The 17,840-nt window shown below is 39.7% G+C and carries 17 protein-coding genes; 14 read left to right on the top strand and 3 right to left on the bottom strand.

Annotated features, from left to right (window positions below; genetic code table 11):
- Positions 1–88 precede the first annotated feature (88 nt).
- From larE to GM418_RS06855, 7 genes are all read left to right on the top strand, one after another.
- A complete protein-coding gene (larE, locus tag GM418_RS06885) occupies positions 89–928 on the top strand; it encodes an ATP-dependent sacrificial sulfur transferase LarE (RefSeq protein WP_158864473.1) in 840 nt (279 codons plus the stop codon).
- A 3-nt stretch (positions 929–931) separates the two neighbouring features.
- Positions 932–2,116: a nickel pincer cofactor biosynthesis protein LarC gene (larC, locus tag GM418_RS06880; protein WP_158864471.1), complete on the top strand. Its 1,185-nt coding sequence runs from the start codon at positions 932–934 to the stop codon at positions 2,114–2,116.
- Positions 2,103–2,843, top strand: coding sequence for a nickel pincer cofactor biosynthesis protein LarB (gene larB, locus GM418_RS06875; protein WP_158864469.1), 741 nt, complete (start codon positions 2,103–2,105; stop codon positions 2,841–2,843). The genes larC and larB overlap by 14 nt, the downstream gene beginning before the upstream one ends.
- Before the next feature lie 7 nt (positions 2,844–2,850).
- Positions 2,851–3,561 (top strand): sulfite exporter TauE/SafE family protein, encoded by a 711-nt coding sequence (locus GM418_RS06870; protein ID WP_158864467.1) that lies wholly within the window; start codon positions 2,851–2,853, stop codon positions 3,559–3,561.
- Positions 3,562–3,711: 150 nt separating this feature from the next.
- Complete coding sequence (locus GM418_RS06865; protein ID WP_158864465.1) at positions 3,712–4,461, top strand: YebC/PmpR family DNA-binding transcriptional regulator; 750 nt, start codon at positions 3,712–3,714, stop codon at positions 4,459–4,461.
- Positions 4,462–4,598: 137 nt separating this feature from the next.
- Positions 4,599–5,069 (top strand): SPOR domain-containing protein, encoded by a 471-nt coding sequence (locus GM418_RS06860; protein WP_158864463.1) that lies wholly within the window; start codon positions 4,599–4,601, stop codon positions 5,067–5,069.
- Positions 5,062–6,960 (top strand): amidophosphoribosyltransferase, encoded by a 1,899-nt coding sequence (locus GM418_RS06855; RefSeq protein WP_158864461.1) that lies wholly within the window; start codon positions 5,062–5,064, stop codon positions 6,958–6,960. The genes GM418_RS06860 and GM418_RS06855 overlap by 8 nt, the downstream gene beginning before the upstream one ends.
- 41 nt (positions 6,961–7,001) lie before the next feature.
- Here GM418_RS06855 and GM418_RS06850 read toward each other — a convergent pair whose 3' ends face one another.
- The 3 genes from GM418_RS06850 to glsA form a co-directional block, all read right to left on the bottom strand.
- Positions 7,002–7,694 (bottom strand): NUDIX hydrolase, encoded by a 693-nt coding sequence (locus tag GM418_RS06850; protein ID WP_158864459.1) that lies wholly within the window; start codon positions 7,692–7,694, stop codon positions 7,002–7,004.
- A gap of 4 nt (positions 7,695–7,698) precedes the next feature.
- Complete coding sequence (gene glsB, locus GM418_RS06845; protein ID WP_158864457.1) at positions 7,699–8,658, bottom strand: glycine N(alpha)-acyltransferase GlsB; 960 nt, start codon at positions 8,656–8,658, stop codon at positions 7,699–7,701.
- 73 nt (positions 8,659–8,731) lie between these two features.
- Complete coding sequence (glsA, locus tag GM418_RS06840) at positions 8,732–9,574, bottom strand: lyso-glycine lipid O-acyltransferase GlsA (RefSeq protein WP_158864455.1); 843 nt, start codon at positions 9,572–9,574, stop codon at positions 8,732–8,734.
- Between the two features lie 373 nt (positions 9,575–9,947).
- Between glsA and GM418_RS06835 the strand changes: the two genes are divergently transcribed.
- The 7 genes from GM418_RS06835 to murD are packed head-to-tail and all read left to right on the top strand — an operon-like array spanning position 9,948 to position 17,838.
- Positions 9,948–10,409 (top strand): division/cell wall cluster transcriptional repressor MraZ, encoded by a 462-nt coding sequence (locus GM418_RS06835; RefSeq protein ID WP_158864453.1) that lies wholly within the window; start codon positions 9,948–9,950, stop codon positions 10,407–10,409.
- Positions 10,410–10,420: 11 nt separating this feature from the next.
- Positions 10,421–11,323: a 16S rRNA (cytosine(1402)-N(4))-methyltransferase RsmH gene (gene rsmH / locus GM418_RS06830; protein WP_158864451.1), complete on the top strand. Its 903-nt coding sequence runs from the start codon at positions 10,421–10,423 to the stop codon at positions 11,321–11,323.
- A 1-nt stretch (position 11,324) separates the two neighbouring features.
- Entirely contained in the window at positions 11,325–11,672 is a 348-nt protein-coding gene (locus GM418_RS06825; protein ID WP_158864449.1) for an FtsL-like putative cell division protein, read from the top strand.
- 5 nt (positions 11,673–11,677) lie between these two features.
- A complete protein-coding gene (locus tag GM418_RS06820; RefSeq protein ID WP_158864447.1) occupies positions 11,678–13,780 on the top strand; it encodes a penicillin-binding protein in 2,103 nt (700 codons plus the stop codon).
- 1 nt (position 13,781) lies between these two features.
- Positions 13,782–15,239 (top strand): UDP-N-acetylmuramoyl-L-alanyl-D-glutamate--2,6-diaminopimelate ligase, encoded by a 1,458-nt coding sequence (locus tag GM418_RS06815; RefSeq protein WP_158864445.1) that lies wholly within the window; start codon positions 13,782–13,784, stop codon positions 15,237–15,239.
- Between the two features lie 9 nt (positions 15,240–15,248).
- Positions 15,249–16,499, top strand: coding sequence for a phospho-N-acetylmuramoyl-pentapeptide-transferase (gene mraY, locus GM418_RS06810; RefSeq protein WP_158864443.1), 1,251 nt, complete (start codon positions 15,249–15,251; stop codon positions 16,497–16,499).
- Between the two features lies 1 nt (position 16,500).
- Positions 16,501–17,838: a UDP-N-acetylmuramoyl-L-alanine--D-glutamate ligase gene (gene murD / locus GM418_RS06805; protein WP_158864441.1), complete on the top strand. Its 1,338-nt coding sequence runs from the start codon at positions 16,501–16,503 to the stop codon at positions 17,836–17,838.
- Positions 17,839–17,840 lie beyond the last annotated feature (2 nt).

Here is a 17,840-nt window from a genome sequence, read left to right as displayed (position 1 = left end):
ACAAATGTTAAGTGTAACTTTTTTGAAATCTTTTGTTTGCCATATTTAATTTAAACACAAATAATCTAAATCTCTAAAATCGAAAACCATGTCGGTATTGACGATTCAAATACAACAAAAATTAGGTGAACTCGAAAAATGGTACAAATCCCGAAAGGGATCAATCGTAGCGTTTTCCGGGGGAATTGATTCAACTTTAGTATTATTTTTAGCACGGAAATTTCAGGGACGCGAGAATGCTGTTGGCGTAATTTCCAACTCTGAAAGCTTAAAGAAAAAGGATTTTGAATTGGCGCAGGAGATTTGCAGCCAGTTTGACATTTATTTGGAAATAATAAAAACCAATGAGCTTGCCGACGAGCGTTACAATGTGAATCCGGTAAATCGCTGTTTTTTTTGCAAAGAACATTTGTACAGCGATTTAAGTGCTGTGAAAAATAAATATCCTGATTTTGATGTGTTGAATGGGACCAATTTTGACGATTTTGGTGATTACCGCCCGGGATTACAGGCCGCTTCAAATCATGAGATTCTTTCACCGATGGCCGATTGCAAAATCGCAAAGGAAGAACTTCGGCAGTTGGCACGGTATTTTGAATTGCCTAATTGGGATAAACCTGCAAGTCCGTGTCTCAGCTCCCGAATTCCATATAATCATGTTATCACACGACAAAAACTTCAGCAGGTGGAAGATGCTGAAAATATGTTGAATGAGATGGGTTTTTCAGACGTTCGTGTGCGCCACTATGATTCGTACGGAAAAATAGAGGTCCCGAGTGAAGAAGTGGAACGTTTGGTGCTGATGCAGGATGAAGTAACGGCGAGAATTACATCGCTTGGATTTGAGAAATGTGTGATAGATACCGAAGGTTTGGTTTCAGGGAAATTGAACCGGGCTATAAAAAATCAGATTAATACATCCAATTAATATATGCAACGAATATTGTATTACGACTGCTTTGCCGGAGTTAGCGGCGATATGAATCTTGGTGCTTTGATTCACCTCGGAGTAGATCCTGAGTATCTGAAATCAGAGCTCGAAAAACTAAATATTGAAGGCTTTTTATTGGAAATAAAGGAGGATAAAAGGAGAGGAATCAGCGGAATTAAAGCTGATGTTGTAATCGAAAATCCGGAAAATGAGAAACACCGTCATTTGCATCATATTGAAACTTTGGTGAATGATTCCGGGCTGCCGAACCGCGTAAAAACCACAGCTTTAAATATTTTTAAACATGTTGCTGTTGCAGAGGCAAAGGTTCATAATATTCCGATTCAGAAAGTGCATTTTCATGAAGTTGGAGCGCTCGATTCGATTGCTGATATTGTTGGTGCCGCCATTTGTTTGGATTATTTGAAAGTGGATAAAGTCCTTTCAGCTCCGGTTCAACTGGGTGGCGGAACCGTAAAATGTGCGCATGGAATTATGCCTGTGCCGGCTCCGGCAACTGCCGAAATTTTGAAAAATATTCCGGTGAGAACTGGTCTGGTTCAGTACGAAGCAACTACTCCGACCGGAGCTGCAATTTTAGCTGAAACAGTTGATGAATTCACTTCTTCAATAAATTTTGATATTCGGAAAACAGGCTATGGACTGGGAACCATTGATACTGAGATCCCTAATGTTTTACGCGTTTTTCTTGCTGAAATTGATGAGGATGAAGATGTAATTCAAAGTGATGCAACTTTGCTTGAGTGCAATATCGATGATTTAAGCCCTGAAAATTATGAATTTGTAATGGACTTACTTTTTGATGCCGGAGCCAGCGATGTTTGGATTGAAAATATCATCATGAAAAAATCACGACCGGCAAGTAAACTTTGTGTGCTTTGTGCACAGGGAGACAGTGCAAAGATGAAAGCAATTCTGTTTTCAAATACGAGTACCATCGGTCTTCGGGAAACGATATTGAAAAAGAATGCGCTTCCTCGTGAAGAGAAAACAGTAACAACCTCACTCGGCGATGTGAAAGTAAAACAGTGTTTTTATAAAGGAAAACTGGTGAATACAAAACCCGAGTTTGAAGATTGTAAACGCCTGGCGATTGAGAATAATGTTTCGTTGCAATCCGTTCGCGAGTTGGTTTTAAAAAGTTTGGAAGATGGGAGTAAATGAATTGCTGAAAAGTTATAAAAGTGGCAAGTTGGGTCTGGAGGAAACGCTGGTCCAGCTTAAAGAACAGGGAATTGAAGATCTTGGTTTTGCAAAAATTGATTCCGGGCGGTTGGAAAGAACTGGAATTCCTGAAGTAATTTATTCTGCGGGAAAAACCAAGGAACAGGTGCAACAAATTGCAGAAAGAATGTATAAAACCGGAATTGATATTCTGGCAACCCGGGCTTCGGAGGAGATCTTTCAGGGTGTGACTCAGGTTGTTCCCGGTGCTGTTTTTAATCCGCAGGCAAAAACCATTGTTTATCATCATAAAACAAATAAACTCACTAAAGACTATATTGCAGTGGTAGCTGCAGGAACTTCCGATCTTCCGGTTGCAGAAGAAGCGGTTGAAACAGCCAATTTTTTAGGAAACAAGGTGGAACGTATTTACGATGTTGGGGTGGCCGGAATTCATCGTTTATTTAGTCGGATGGATTTGATTCGTGGCGCTCGCGTTATTATTGTTGTTGCCGGAATGGAAGGCGCACTTCCCAGTGTAATTGGTGGTTTGGTTGATAAACCCGTAATTGCCGTGCCGACAAGTGTTGGATACGGTGCAAATTTAGGCGGAGTCACAGCGTTGTTGGCAATGTTAAACAGTTGCGCGGCGGGAATTAGTGTTGTAAATATCGACAACGGTTTTGGCGCAGCATGTCAGGCCGGTTTAATCAATAAATTAAAGTAAGCTGAAAATGAACGAACTCTATTTATTATATGTTACGGCTGCATCTTTGGGATTCTTTCATACGCTTTTAGGTCCCGATCACTATGTGCCATTTATCGTGTTAAGTAAAGCCAGAAACTGGTCGCGCTCCAAAACGCTTTGGATAACTTTTGTTTCCGGACTCGGTCATGTGAGTAGTTCAGTGGTTTTAGGTTTTATTGGGATTGCCCTGGGGATTAGCGTCAGCAAACTGGAATCAATAGAAGCTTTCCGGGGGGAAATCGTCGGATGGTTACTTTTTGCATTTGGGCTCATTTATTTCTTTTATGGTCTGTTTCGTCATTTAAAAAGAAGAGGTCATCATCACCATTTTTTTAATTTTTTACTTCCCCGGCGAATTCGAAGAATGCATCATTTAAGCGACAGTGAAGACGACGTGGATAAGAACGAAAAATCAAATGTAACCTTTTGGATGCTTTTCCTCATTTTTGTTTTTGGTCCGTGCGAAGTGCTTATTCCAATGCTTATTTTTCCGGCTGCTGAACATAGTTCTGTAGGGGTTGCAACAGTCGCCATTATTTTTGGATTGGCTACTATAGTTACCATGCTGGGCATTGTTTATCTGGGCTACAAGGGAGCCAGGTTTTTAAATTTTAAAGACAAAGGAGAATATGTGCACATTGCGGCTGGTTTGGTAATTGCGTTTTTAGGAACAAGTATTTTATTTTTAGGATGGTGATTGGTTGGTGTTTCAAAAAGAAAGCCAATTGGCATTTGCTGATTTTGTCACTTTCATCTTTCCCGTGTTTATAGTTTCTGTTTCTCTTTTTTTTCAAAAAAAAATGAATTATTGTATTTTTATGGGAAGAAGAATTAAAAGGGAAAATTTATGTCAGGTCACAGCAAATGGTCAACGATAAAGCGTAAAAAGGGAGCGGCTGATGCCAAGCGCTCAAAAATGTTTTCGAAACTTTCTAAAGAGATTACAGTAGCTGCCAAGTTGGGTGGTTCTGACGAGGATTCTAATTCGCGGTTACGCCAGGCAGTTCAAAATGCCAAAGGGCAAAATATGTCGAAAGATGTTATTGAACGGGCTATAAGCAAGGCAGATAAAGACGCATCGGATTTTGAAGAAGTTGCATTTGAGGGGTATGGCCCCGGAGGAATTGCAATTTTTGTTGAGTGCCTTACCGATAATAATAACCGGTCGGTTGCAAGCGTGCGTTCTGCATTTTCCAAACATGGAGGAAGTTTGGGAACAAACGGTTCGCTTAGTTTCCTGTTTGATCGGAAAGGAATATTTGTTGTTCAAAATACGGGGAACATGGACCTGGAAGATTTTGAGCTGGAAATTATCGACGCCGGAGCGGAAGAGCTGGAAGAAGATAATAATTTAATAATGATCACCACTGCGCTGGAAGATTTTGGTAACGTTTCAAAAAAGCTGGAGGAACTTGGTGTGGAAACGGAGAGTCAGGATTTGCAGCGAATTCCAAACAATACAACAGAATTAAATCTTGACGATGCGCTGAAAGTTATGCGTTTAATAGAGAAACTCGAAGATGACGATGACGTTCAAAACGTGTATCATAACCTTGAAATAACTTCAGAACTGGAAGAAGCGTTAAGCGAATCTTAATTATTTATCAACAGTGTTTAACCTCTGTATTTTGTTTTATACGCTGCTTAAGCAGCTTTCAGACAATTGGTGGTGAAAAAGTCCGTTATAATTGTATTGGTTTTTGAATTATATTTGCTCACTCAAGAAAGGAGAATATGAGACGACTTTTTCTATCTGTTCTAATATTGTTTTTTGTTCAAACGCTGTTTGCCCAGGAAAGTGAAATAGCGCTGGAAGAAGAACAAGCTGAAATAAAAACTCCTGCCATTTTACAAGGTCTAAATGTTGAGCGCGATGAACGCCTTGACAAAATGCTTAACTGGCACATTGAAAACAACAAAAACCGGAATGGGATAGATGGTTACAGAGTTGAAATATTCTTTAGTTCCGATATGAATGCCAAAGAAAAGGCATTTGATAAAAAGGTGGAATTTTTATCAAAATACCCGGATTACAACGTGCATGTTAAATTTGTAGCCCCAAATTTTAGAGTTCGGGTAGGTGATTTTAGAACAAAAAATGAAGCATGGAAGCTGTACGAAAGAATAAAAGATGATTATCGTGCAGCTTTTGTTGTTAAAGACAAAATTAATTTTCCGGTGTTGAAGCCAATAGATTATGAGTGAGCAAATTAAGCACGAATGTGGGATAGCCCTGATACGATTGTTAAAACCGTTATCCTACTACCAGGAAAAATATGGAACCTGGAAATACGGCCTAAATAAGCTATATCTTTTAATGGAAAAACAACACAACAGAGGGCAGGACGGTGCCGGAGTTGTTTGTGTGAAAAATAATCTGGGCCCCGGAACCGCGTACATAAATCGTTTCCGTTCTGTAGAGCAAAATCCGATAAAGGATATTTTCGACAAAGTAAATAAACCCCTAAAAAAAGCAAGAAGGCATAATATAGATATCGATGATTCGGAATGGGCATCTGAAAATTTTCCGTTTGCAGGTGAATTGTATTTGGGGCATTTGAGGTACGGTACTTTTGGAAAAAACAGCATTGATTTTGTACATCCTGTTACGCGACAAAATAATTGGAGATCGAGAAACCTTGTGCTGGCAGGTAATTTTAATTTAACCAATACCGATGAGCTTTTTAAAGTGTTAATCGAATTGGGGCAGCATCCGAAAGCGTATACCGATACAGTAACAGCTTTGGAAAAAGTTGGCCATTTTCTTGACGAAGAAAACCAGTTGTTGTTTCGCAAATACAAAAATGAAGGTTATCGTAACAACGACATCTCTCCGCTGATTGAAAAGAATCTCGACATTCAAAATATACTTGAAAGAGCAACAAAAGACTGGGATGGAGGCTATGCAATTGCCGGATTGATAGGGCACGGTGACGCATTTGTTGTTAGGGATCCCTGGGGAATTCGTCCTGCATATTATTATTTTGATGAAGAAATTGCAGTGGTTGCTTCCGAGCGGCCGGTCATTCAAACAGTAATGGACGTTCATGCACGCGAGGTGAACGAAATCGGACCGGGAGAAGCGCTAATAATCAAAAAGGACGGATGGATTAGTAAAGAAATGATTCGTGTTCCGCACAAAAGAAAATCATGTTCTTTTGAACGAATTTATTTTTCGCGTGGAAGCGATAAAGATATTTACCAGGAAAGAAAACAACTGGGACGTCTCCTTAGTCCAACGATTTTGAAGGCAGTAGATTACGATTTTGAAAATACAGTGTTTTCGTATATTCCGAATACCTCAGAAACAGCGTTTTACGGAATGATGGAAGGGGTTCGGGAATATTTGGTTGACTGGAAAATCGGAGAGATTCAAAAGAAAAACGGTTCACTAACAAACGAGGATATTAAAAAAATCATTTCGTTTGAGCCGAGAATGGAGAAAATCGCGATTAAAGATGTGAAACTCAGAACATTTATTGCAGACGATGCAAGCCGCGATGATTTGGTTGCCCATGTCTATGATGTCACTTATGGTGTAATCAAAAATGATGTTGACACCCTGGTAATCATCGACGATTCAATTGTTCGCGGTACAACTTTGAGAAATAGTATTTTACGAATCCTGGATCGTCTGCATCCCAAAAAGATAATTGTGGTTTCTTCGGCTCCGCAAATTCGATATCCCGATTGCTATGGTATCGACATGGCTCAGCTTGATAAATTTATTGCCTTTAATGCAGCCATTGAATTGTTAAAAGAAACAGGGCAGGAGGCGATAATCGACAGTGTTTACAAGAAATGCAAGGAACAGGAGAATTTATCGAAGGAAGAAATGGTAAATTATGTTCGCGAAATATACAAGCCTTTTACGGCGGAACAGGTTTCTGCAAAAATTGCTGAATTGTTAAAACCGGATGATTGCGGAGCGGAAGTGGAAATTGTTTATCAATCCATTGAGAACCTTCATAAAGCCTGTCCGAACGATTTAGGCGACTGGTACTTTACCGGAAATTATCCCACTCCGGGTGGAAACCGGGTTGTCAACTCCTCTTTTATTTATTTTGTTGAAGGAAAAAATGAGAGGGCATATTAATTTTGTCGGACGAAAAAACTGTCGATAAATAAGAGTATTTGCTAAATCTCAAAATTAAATCCTTTCAAAAGAAGTTCTTCATACTTTTCCTGGTTGAATTTATAGTAAAAGGCTCCTTTTTTTGAGGTTTCCTTTTCTTTTTCGTCCAGTTTTTCAAGCAAATTCATTGAAAGAAGTTTTCTTCTGAAGTTACGTTTGTCAAAAGGAGTTTGGTAGATTGCTTCGTATAAACCCTGCAGCTGGGGAATCGTAAACTTTTCAGGTAAAAGCTCAAAGCCAATAGGTTGTGTGCGGGCTCTTATTCTTAATTTTCGGAGTGCTTTTGTTACCATTTCATTGTGGTCAAATATTAAATCCGGAAGTTCGGAAAGTGAAATCCAGTAAGCACCATGTTTTTTCGCCAGCTCCCTGTCGTAATCGTTAAGTTTAATCAGCGAAAAATAAGCTACAGAAACGATTCTGCCTCCTGGGTCGCGGGTTAAGCCGCCAAATGCAAAAAGTTGTTCCATGTAGACATTTTCCAGCCCGGTAAGTTCTTTTACAATCCTTTCGGCTGCACCATCAATGCTTTCCTCAGGAGCAACAAATCCACCCATTAACGACCAGTTGCCTTTAGCAGGTTCAAAATTACGTTTAAGAATAAGTAGTTTTAGCTCTCTTTCATTTTCATTAAAACCAAAAATAATAGAGTCGACGGCTAAAAGTATTTTTGGATGCTTTTCGTAGAATTTCATAGATTTATTCCGGCGCAGGCCATTGGCTGTTGTCCTTATCTTTTACATAGGTTTCTATATGTCTGTCTCTTTTTACTTCGTATATATCGTCGATAGTCACAATTATCCCTGTTTCCAAAACTTCTCCAAATTTTTCGTTTACCGCTGTTCCAAAAGTTTTCATCGAGGGCGAAAGATTCATATACGCATTGATGAGCGGAGGTACATTTTCTCCGTACTGACGAACTGTCTGAATCAATATTTTGTAATCTTCCTTGTAGTCCGAGCCATTGAATACTTTTTTCATTTCATCTGCGTCATACCCAAATTCAACAGGTTTTTTCGGATATACAAGGTTTTCTTTATCTCTAAAATATTTTTTGAAAAAATACTGTATCAGGTTTCTCGCTTCATTGTGAAAATGAGAGTACATGGTTACTTTTCCAAAGAAATATTTTATTTCAGGATGATCCACGGTTAGCGCTCCCAGGCCATCCCAGAGATTATCAAGCGCAAAAAGGGCTTTGGCACCTGCCTTGCTCGATTGATAGGCCGGTTGCACAAACGAGCGTCCCAACTCCAGTGTATATGGTAAATAATCGTTGATAAATTCCTTGGACAAATAGAAAAGTCGTGATGTTGCCATTGATATTTCTCCGTTTTCGTCTCTCGCAGCTTCTGAACCAAGAATGTATCTGTAACCACCTAAAATTTCTCTTGCATCCGGATCCCATACAATTAATTGTCTGTAAGGAACTTCTGCTGTATCATATGCGTCAATATCAGTATCTTTACCTGTTCCTCCTCCTGCATCTCTGAAAGTAATCTCTCTTAATCGGCCAATCTCATGCATGATTGAAGGCGAATCATGGTGGGTTATAATGTATATTTCATTTCCACCCTTATTCGTTTTCCTCATAAGCTTTTCGGGGGTGAGTTCAGCGTAGATGGCTTCTCTTGGAAGAGGTTTTATTATATCTTTCATATTACGCTTTTTGAAAAATGGAATACAAAGTTAAAAAAATACGGGCATGTTTTTAATTCATTAAACTTTAATTTCAGGTACTGTGCTGAAGCGGAAGTTTATAAACCAGTTCCTTAACATAGTCAGCCCACTCCTTATATGTTCTTGTTTTATTGAATAAAGTGTAGGATACAGGTTGGCCAAAGTAGATATGAATGTCAGTGTTCCTGTGTTTTACGGTTTCGTCAGGGAGAAAAAACATTTCCAGATTCCATTTGATTCGAAAAAATTTTCTTAGTTTGGCCAGCCTGTAAAAGCGGTTTGTATTTCGGCCTGAAATAAATACCGGAATCACATCTCTTTTGTATTGAATGGCTTTCGAAATAAAGTGTTTTTTCCAGTCCAAATCGATAATCTTTCCTTTGATTTTGCGGGAAGCCAATCCTGATGGAAAAATCAGGATTTGCTGATTGGAGCGATAGGTTTCATCCATCGCCCTGGCAACATCACGGCTGTGTCCCCCATGTTTATTTACAGGTACAAACATAGGACTGAGATTGGGAATATTCATTAAAATATCGTTGGTCAGAAATTTTAGATCGCCCAGTGTTTTGTTGACGTTTTTCATTAAAAGCATTCCGTCGAAACCACCAAGCGGATGATTGCTGGCAAATATAAATCTTCCGGAAGAGGGGATGTTTTCCACTCCGTGGATATGTTCCTTTATATTAAATTCTTTTACCGCTTCGTCAACAAAATCAATTCCCTTTAGATGTCCTGTTCTTTTCAGAAAATCATTTAAAAAATCGATATGTAAAATTCGGGTAAGGTAACTGTAAACAAAACCAGGCATTAATTTTGCCAGTTTTGGACTTTTTTCGGCAAAAACTTCCCTGATATTCACAGGTTTAAATGTATTTATTTTTGGTTTTTCCACCTCACGAAAATTTTTGAGCCGGCAATTAAACAAAAAATCACCATAAAAAGAAAAAATGCTTATCGAAAGATGAGGGAAGATTTTTGGAGCCTGATAAATAAGTGATGAATTTGCCTCATATTGTTCTGCTAAATGTTCGCCGCAAATATGTGAGTTATTAACGCCTGTTAATTTTGAATGTTGTTAATAATAAAATATTGATTTTATGAGTTTTAAATAAAAATAAGGTTGAAGGTGCTTAGGGTTGCCAACATGCTATCAACAATTTCTTAACAATTTGGGATAAAATGGAGGTGGAATAATATGGAATAGAGTGGAATGGTATGGAATAAATTTTTACTTTTACACTTGATAAATTCGGACAATTAATCAAATGGCAATTTTTGTTGGAAAACATAGCGCAAAAGTAGATGACAAGGGGAGGTTGGTACTTCCTGCTGCATTCAAAAAGGCTGTGGGCGAGATGAAGCTTGAATTTGTCATTGTTGAAAAAAACAGGTTGAATAATTGCCTGGATATTCACACGGAAGAAACATGGACCGAAAATGTAAAAAGTTTCAAAAAGAAACTCAATCCACTCAATCCGCTGCACGATAAGTTGTTGCAGGTCTATTTTCAGAATTTTACAAGGATTGCAGTGGCTGTAAACGGAAGAATTAATATCCCGTCGGATTTTATGGAGTTTGCCAAACTCGAGAAAGAAGTGCGATTTGTAGGGATGTTTACATCTATTCGTTTGAATGCGGTCGGCGATACAAAAGAGTCAGAGATGTCCAATGAGGAATATCTGAGTTTGCTGGGTTCGATAGGAAATGTAGGTGGAGATGAAGATTAAGAGAAGAAACAATGTTGCAGCATTACCACATACCGGTATTACCAGAGCAAAGTATTTCAGGGCTGAATATCCGTCCGGGTGATGATGTTGTTGATGCTACTTTTGGCGGAGGTGGCCACTCCCGGTTAATTCTTCAGGCATTGCGTACGGGTAGGCTTTTTGCCTTTGATCAGGATGAAGATGCGGCCGGGAATGTTTTTAAAGACAAAAGGCTTTTTTTTATTCGCCATAACTTCAGGTACCTGAAAAATTTTCTTCGGTTTTATGAGGTTGAAAGTGTTGATTCGGTTTTTGCTGACCTTGGTGTTTCTTCACATGATTTTGACATTCCTGAACGCGGATTTTCGTTTCGTTTTGAGGGCGAACTGGATATGAGGATGAATCAGGACGCTACAAAGAATGCTGCATTAGTTGTAAACGAGTATTCAGAAGAACAATTGCTTTCTGTTTTTAGGTTATATGGTGAAATAAAAAATGCCCCGCGTCTGGTTGCCGGGATTGTCAAAGAACGCAACTTGGGAAAAATAACAACAACTACGCAGCTCAAAGAAGTGGCCGTTAAATGTGCACCAAAAGCAACTGAGAATAAATATTTAGCGCAGGTTTTTCAGGCTTTGCGAATAGAAGTAAATGACGAAATGGACGCTTTAAAAGAATTTTTGGTCGCATCGCTTGACGTGCTGAGGAAAGGTGGAAGACTGGTGGTAATAACTTATCACAGTCTTGAAGACCGCCTCTGTAAAAACTTTATAAAAGCGGGAAATTTTGAAGGGAAAGTAGAGAAGGATTTTTACGGAAACGTTAGTTCTCCGTTTCGAATGGTAAACCGAAAGGTAATTACTCCTGACGAAAAGGAAATGGAAAGTAACACGCGCTCTCGGAGTGCGAAATTGAGGATAGCAGAGAAGATTTAAAATGGAAGAAAAAGTAAAAAATAACAGAAAAAGAGGCGGAATGAAATCGTTTATCGGGGGCACTGTGCTAACCGACGAACGAGTTACGCGCCAAATTCCGTTTTTGTTTTTTCTTGCAGCATTGGGAATAATGTTGATTACCAACAGGAACTGGTCGGAACGGACCATCAGGCAAATTGAAGTTTTACAGGATACGCTGGATGAACTTCGTTCTGAGTCGATAACATTGTCGGCAAAACTAATGGATGCAAGTCGTCCGTCGGAAGTATTTAAAAAAGTGGAGAATGCGGGAATTGGTTTGAAAGAACCGGTAACACCGCCTCAAAAATTGATAGTAAAAGAGGAATAGAAAAAATGGGTATTCGAAGATCTATCATATCACGAATAGCGATCGTTTATTTCGTACTGCTTCTCTTTGGCGTAGTAGTCGTTTTTAAAATGATTTCCGTTCAACAAATTAAAAATGAACGTTGGGAAAAGATTGCCAAAAATTTAAGTGAAAATACGGTAATTGTTGAACCCAATCGTGGAAATATTTGTGCTGACGACGGAAGTGTTTTGGCCACCTCTGTTCCCGGATATTATGTTCGAATAGACTTAGCTGCAGAGGGGGTAAAAAGAGTGTATGCAAATGAAAGTGACTCGCTTGCCTATTTTCTTTCCAGGTTTTTTGGCGATGCTTCCCGGCAGGAATACAACCGGCGGCTAAACGAAGCATATCGTAGCGGGAATCGTGGTTTTATGCTTACTCCCCGTAAAATTGATTATACAGAACTTCAGGAGCTTAAGAAATTTCCCATTCTGCGCCGTGGCCGTTTTGGAGGCGGAATGATTGTCGAACAGGAAAATAAAAGAATAACTCCACTTGGTATTCTGGCTTACCGAACGATTGGCGGATTAAATAAGGGCGCTTATGGTGGTGTGCACGGAAATATCGGTTATACCGGTTTAGAAGGTGCCTATGAGCAATATTTAAAAGGAGAAGAAGGGATTAGTTATAAGCAGAATTTGTCGGGAAGGTGGGTGACTCGCACTGAAATTGAACCGCGCGACGGAATGGATGTGATTACTACTATTAATGTAAAACTTCAGGATATTGCAGAAAGTGCTTTGTATAAGCAATTGAAAATAACAGATGCAGATTGGGGAACAACCATTCTGATGGAAGTAGAAACCGGCGAAATAAAGGCGGTTGCAAACTTAGGGCTCGAAAATGGCGATTATTACGAAAATTACAATTATGCGCTTGGGCATGCAGGTTGTTACGAGCCAGGCTCTACTTTTAAACTCGTCTCTCTGATGGCTGCATTGGAGGATGGCGTCGTTGATACGAGCGATGTTTTTGATACGGGAAACGGAACATGGCGAAATAACGGGAGGACAATTACCGATACTCATGGTTACGGAAAACTAACAGTAAAGCAGATTTTTGAAAAATCGTCCAATGTGGGAACTGCAATGGTTATTACTTCAAGGTACAGTAGCAGACCACGCGATTATGTCGACAGGGTTTTTGGTTTTGGTATCAATAAGCCAATCGGTTTGGAAGTGAAGGGCGAAGGACAGCCTTATTTTAAATATCCGGGTGACGCCGACTGGTGGGGAACAACACTGGGGAGTATGGCGTATGGTTACGATTCAAAGATGACGCCGCTTCAGATACTGAATTTTTACAATGCAGTTGCCAACGATGGGAAAATGGTAAAGCCACATCTTGTAAAAGAAATTCGTGATAAAGGTGCTTTGGTAAAACAGTTTAAGACCGAAATTATTAATCCAATGATTGCTTCAAAAGAAACCATTGGTAAAGCTCAGGCTATGTTAAAGGGTGTTTGTTTGTACGGTACCGGTCGCACCGTAACCAGCGAGTATTTTGATGTGGCAGGGAAAACCGGAACAGCCAGGGTGGCAACAGGAAATACAGGTTACAGCGGTTTGTATTTGGCTTCTTTTGCCGGGTACTTTCCGGCAGATAATCCAAAATATTCTATGATTGTGACTTTTAATAATCCGCGTAACGGGTACTACGGAGCTTCTATTGCAGGTCCGGTATTTAAGGAAATTGCAGAAAAAGTTTATGCATCTCAGATTTTAATGGAAAATGTTCCCGGTGATAATTCTGATGAGGAGATTCAGCTTCCGGATGTAAAAAAGGGAAAATCGGAATACATTTTACGCATTGCAAAGGAGTTGGAGTTGAAAAATGTAAGAGGGCTACCTGAAACAGAGCTGGCTTCGGTAACAAGAGAAGGCGGTGAAATAGTTTTAGGCGATGACAATATAACACCGGGGATTGTACCCGATGTTCGTGGAATGGGAGTTAGTAATGCTATTTTTTTATTGGAAAATGCAGGACTGCACGTGAAAATTAAAGGCGTCGGAAAAGTAACGTTGCAGTCGTTAAATCCGGGAGAAAAATGCAGACCCGGGCAAACGGTTTATCTCACATTAAGTTGAAATGAAAGTAGAGGAGTTAATAAAAAATATTGATTGTCTGGAGGTTGTTGGGACTTTAAATCGAAAGGCCTCAGGAATTGAGTTCGACTCACGCAAAGTGGAAAAGGACTCTGTTTTTGTGGCGCAAAGGGGAGTTCACGTTGACGGGCATAATTTTATCATTCCGGCAATCGGGAAAGGTGCCGGAACAATTGTCTGCGAGGAAATACCTTCAGAAAGAGTTTCAGGCGTTACCTATGTTAAGGTTGAAAACTCAAATTCGGTTTTGGGGAAACTTGCTTCTGCATTTTATCGTTTCCCTTCATCAAAAATGAAGGTGGTTGGTGCTACCGGAACAAATGGTAAAACAAGCATCGCGACACTTCTTTTCAAGTTGTTCCGAAAACTGGGCTACAATGTTGGTCTTATTTCAACCATTTCATACAAAATAAATGAAGCGGAGGAAACAGCTTCCCATACTACTCCTGACGCATTAAAAATCCAGAAGTTGATGACCGGGATGGTCGATGCAGGTTGTGAATTTTGTTTTATGGAGGTAAGTTCTCATGCCATTCATCAGCAACGAATTTCGGGAATTGAATTTGCCGGAGGAATTTTTACCAATATTACTCACGACCACCTGGACTATCACAAAACATTTGCGGGATATATAAAAGCCAAAAAGGCATTTTTTGACGGTTTGTTGCCCAATGCTTTTGCAATTACCAATGCCGACGATAAAAACGGACTGGTGATGCTCCAGAATACCAGCGCGAAAAAGGTAAGCTATTCTGTTGGAAGAATGGCTGATTTTCGCTGTAAAGTTTTGGAGAGCCATTTCGACGGGATGCTGCTAAATATGGATGGTCATGAAATCTGGACCCGGTTTGTAGGAAGATTTAACGCTTCCAACCTGTTGGCCGTATATGCTACAGCAATAAGTTTGGAACAGAGCACAGAAGAGGTTCTCACCGAAATCAGCAACCTTCAGCCGGTGGCCGGACGATTTGAAACAATCAGAAGTACAGATGGAAAACTGGCAATTGTTGATTACGCCCATACCCCCGATGCATTGAAAAATGTACTTCAGGCTATTTCTGAAATCCGCAGCCGCAACGAGCAGGTAATTACTGTGGTTGGCGCCGGGGGAGATCGTGATAAAACAAAACGTCCTGAAATGACACAGGAGGCAACGCTTGCAAGCGATAAAGTGATTCTGACTTCTGATAATCCGCGAACTGAAAATCCGTCAGATATTATAAAAGACATGGAAGCCGGGATTGAAGCGCAGTATAAAAACAAGGTGCTTTCAATTGAAAACAGAAAAGAAGCTATAAAAACAGCGGTAATGATTGCTCAACCAGGTGATATCATTTTGATCGCCGGAAAGGGGCATGAAAATTACCAGGAAATAAATGGTGTGAAGCACCATTTTGATGACAAGGAAGTGGTAAAGGAATTTTTTGGAATTGAAGATTAAAGCAAAATTATGCTCTATTATTTGTACAAATTATTATCAGGATTTGACCTCCCCGGATTGGGAATGTTTCAATACATTTCATTTCGCTCGGCGGCCGCAATTATTTTGTCGTTGATAATTACCACTGCTTTTGGTAAAAAAATGATTCGCATTTTACAACGCAAACAAATTGGGGAAGAAATCCGCGATTTAGGATTGGAAGGCCAGATGCAGAAAAAAGGGACGCCGACAATGGGGGGAATAATTATTCTGTCGGCTATCATAATCCCAACACTTCTTTTTGCCCGGTTGGATAACATCTATATTCTTTTGATGCTTACAACAACCGCTTTTCTTGGATTGATTGGTTTTGTAGATGATTATATTAAAGTTTTTCTGAAAAATAAGGAGGGACTGGCCGGTAAATTTAAAATACTCGGGCAGGTAAGTCTTGGCCTGATTGTAGCAGCAACGCTTTTTTTAAGTGAAGATGTAATTGTTCGTCAGAATGTAAAAGATGCAAACGGTGAAGATATTCAGGAAATTGTGATTGATGCGGAAACAGGAGAACAAAGTTTACAATATGTAACGGAAGACGTAAAATCAACGATAACAACCATACCTTTTATTAAAAAGAATGAATTTGATTATGAATGGCTTGTGTCGTTTGCCGGCGATGCTTCATCCTGGTTAAAATGGGTGATTTATGCACTGGCAATCATATTTATAATTACCGCTGTTTCAAATGCCGCAAATTTAACAGACGGAATCGATGGACTGGCATCAGGTACATCAGCAATCAGCGGAGTAACACTGGGGATTTTGGCTTATGTTAGCGGTAACATTATTTATGCCGATTATCTCAATATAATGTACATCCCAAATATCGGAGAATTAACTGTTTTTGTTGCTGCTTTTATCGGAGCAACCGTAGGTTTTCTGTGGTATAACTCCTATCCGGCCCAGGTTTTTATGGGCGACACCGGTAGTCTGGCGCTTGGCGGAATTTTAGCGGTTTTCTCAGTTATTATCCGAAAAGAAATATTAATACCACTGTTGTGTGGGATATTTCTTGTTGAAAACTTTTCAGTGATGATACAGGTGTCGTGGTTTAAATATACAAGACGCAAGTATGGTGAAGGACGCCGCGTATTTTTAATGAGCCCCATTCACCATCATTACCAGAAAAAGGGAATACCGGAACCAAAGATTACAACGCGATTCTGGATTGTGGGAATTATTCTGGCAGTATTAACCATTGTAACTTTAAAAATCAGGTAGGTTGAAAAACAGCTTAGTCATATTAGGAGCCGGCGAAAGTGGTGTAGGTGCTGCCATTCTTGGACAAAAGAAAGGTTACTCGGTTTTTGTGTCTGATTTGGGGAAAATTAAGGAGAAGTACCAGAATGTTCTTTCAGATTATGACATTGATTTTGAAAGCGAAAAACACTCTGAAGAAAAGATTATGGAAGCTGAGTTGGTAGTGAAAAGCCCCGGGATACCGGAAACTGCACCTGTCATACAAAAACTGTTGGCGAAACAAACTCCGGTAATTTCAGAAATAGAATTTGCCGGAAGATACAATTCAGCAAAAACCATTTGTATAACCGGAAGTAACGGAAAAACAACCACAACCCTGCTAACCTATCATATTCTGAAAAAGGCTGGTGTAAATGTTGGTTTGGCAGGAAATGTCGGGAAAAGTTTTGCCTGGCAGGTGGCGGAGGAAAACTTCGATGTGTATGTTATTGAACTCAGCAGTTTTCAGCTCGACGGAATGTATGATTTTAGAGCCGATGTAGCCGTTCTGATGAACATCACGCCCGATCACCTCGACAGATATGGTTATGATATGAGGAACTATATCAGCTCCAAATTCCGGATTATTCAAAATCAAACCAGTGCAGATTATTTTATCTATTGCGCTGATGACGAGGTGATTCAAAAAGAAATAAAAAAGAGAGAAATAAATGCCTGTTCCCTGCCTTTTGGCTTGTCCGAAAATGCAGCAGACGGTGCAGGTTTGAGAGAGGATCAGATAATAATAAATTTTAATCAAAATCAATTCAGTATGTCTATTCTGGATTTATCATTACAGGGAAAACACAACACTTACAATTCAATGGCAGCAGGAATTGCAAGTATGGTTTTTAAAATTCGAAATGAACAATTGCGGGAAAGCCTTGCCGACTTTAAGGGAGTGGAACACCGCCTGGAAAATTTTCTAAAAGTTCACGGGATCGACTTTATAAACGATTCAAAGGCAACCAACGTAAATTCTACCTGGTATGCCCTCGAAAGTATTCATAAACCGATTGTTTGGATTGCCGGAGGTGTGGATAAAGGAAACGATTATTCAATGTTGGATAACCTGGTAGGAGAAAAAGTAAAAGCGATTGTTTGCCTTGGAAAGAATAATGCAAAACTTCATGCGGCTTTTGACGAAAAAGTAAAAAATATGGTGGATGTGACAAGCATGGAGGAAGCAGTAAAAGCAGCTTACTACCTGGCCCGCAATGGAGATACCGTTCTTTTGTCGCCGGCTTGTGCCAGTTTCGATTTGTTCGAAAATTATGAAGATCGGGGGAGACAATTTAAACGTGAAGTAAGGAATTTATAGGA

The sequence above is a fragment of the Maribellus comscasis genome, assembly GCF_009762775.1.
Classification (GTDB): domain Bacteria; phylum Bacteroidota; class Bacteroidia; order Bacteroidales; family Prolixibacteraceae; genus Draconibacterium; species Draconibacterium comscasis.
Note: the sequence above shows the minus strand (reverse complement) of the source record. Positions and strands in the feature narration are given on the sequence as shown.

What these genes read in the sequence shown, in the direction of transcription:
- rsmH (WP_158864451.1), top strand. Translation starts at nt 10,421, where the DNA reads ATGTTGCAGCATTACCACATACCGGTATTACCAGAGCAAAGTATTTCA.
- GM418_RS06855 (WP_158864461.1), top strand. Translation starts at nt 5,062, where the DNA reads ATGAGTGAGCAAATTAAGCACGAATGTGGGATAGCCCTGATACGATTG.
- GM418_RS06860 (WP_158864463.1), top strand. Translation starts at nt 4,599, where the DNA reads ATGAGACGACTTTTTCTATCTGTTCTAATATTGTTTTTTGTTCAAACG.
- GM418_RS06850 (WP_158864459.1), bottom strand. Translation starts at nt 7,694, where the DNA reads ATGAAATTCTACGAAAAGCATCCAAAAATACTTTTAGCCGTCGACTCT.
- mraY (WP_158864443.1), top strand. Translation starts at nt 15,249, where the DNA reads ATGCTCTATTATTTGTACAAATTATTATCAGGATTTGACCTCCCCGGA.
- larE (WP_158864473.1), top strand. Translation starts at nt 89, where the DNA reads ATGTCGGTATTGACGATTCAAATACAACAAAAATTAGGTGAACTCGAA.
- GM418_RS06865 (WP_158864465.1), top strand. Translation starts at nt 3,712, where the DNA reads ATGTCAGGTCACAGCAAATGGTCAACGATAAAGCGTAAAAAGGGAGCG.
- GM418_RS06835 (WP_158864453.1), top strand. Translation starts at nt 9,948, where the DNA reads ATGGCAATTTTTGTTGGAAAACATAGCGCAAAAGTAGATGACAAGGGG.
- larC (WP_158864471.1), top strand. Translation starts at nt 932, where the DNA reads ATGCAACGAATATTGTATTACGACTGCTTTGCCGGAGTTAGCGGCGAT.
- glsB (WP_158864457.1), bottom strand. Translation starts at nt 8,658, where the DNA reads ATGAAAGATATAATAAAACCTCTTCCAAGAGAAGCCATCTACGCTGAA.
- GM418_RS06820 (WP_158864447.1), top strand. Translation starts at nt 11,678, where the DNA reads ATGGGTATTCGAAGATCTATCATATCACGAATAGCGATCGTTTATTTC.
- GM418_RS06815 (WP_158864445.1), top strand. Translation starts at nt 13,782, where the DNA reads ATGAAAGTAGAGGAGTTAATAAAAAATATTGATTGTCTGGAGGTTGTT.
- GM418_RS06825 (WP_158864449.1), top strand. Translation starts at nt 11,325, where the DNA reads ATGGAAGAAAAAGTAAAAAATAACAGAAAAAGAGGCGGAATGAAATCG.
- larB (WP_158864469.1), top strand. Translation starts at nt 2,103, where the DNA reads ATGGGAGTAAATGAATTGCTGAAAAGTTATAAAAGTGGCAAGTTGGGT.
- GM418_RS06870 (WP_158864467.1), top strand. Translation starts at nt 2,851, where the DNA reads ATGAACGAACTCTATTTATTATATGTTACGGCTGCATCTTTGGGATTC.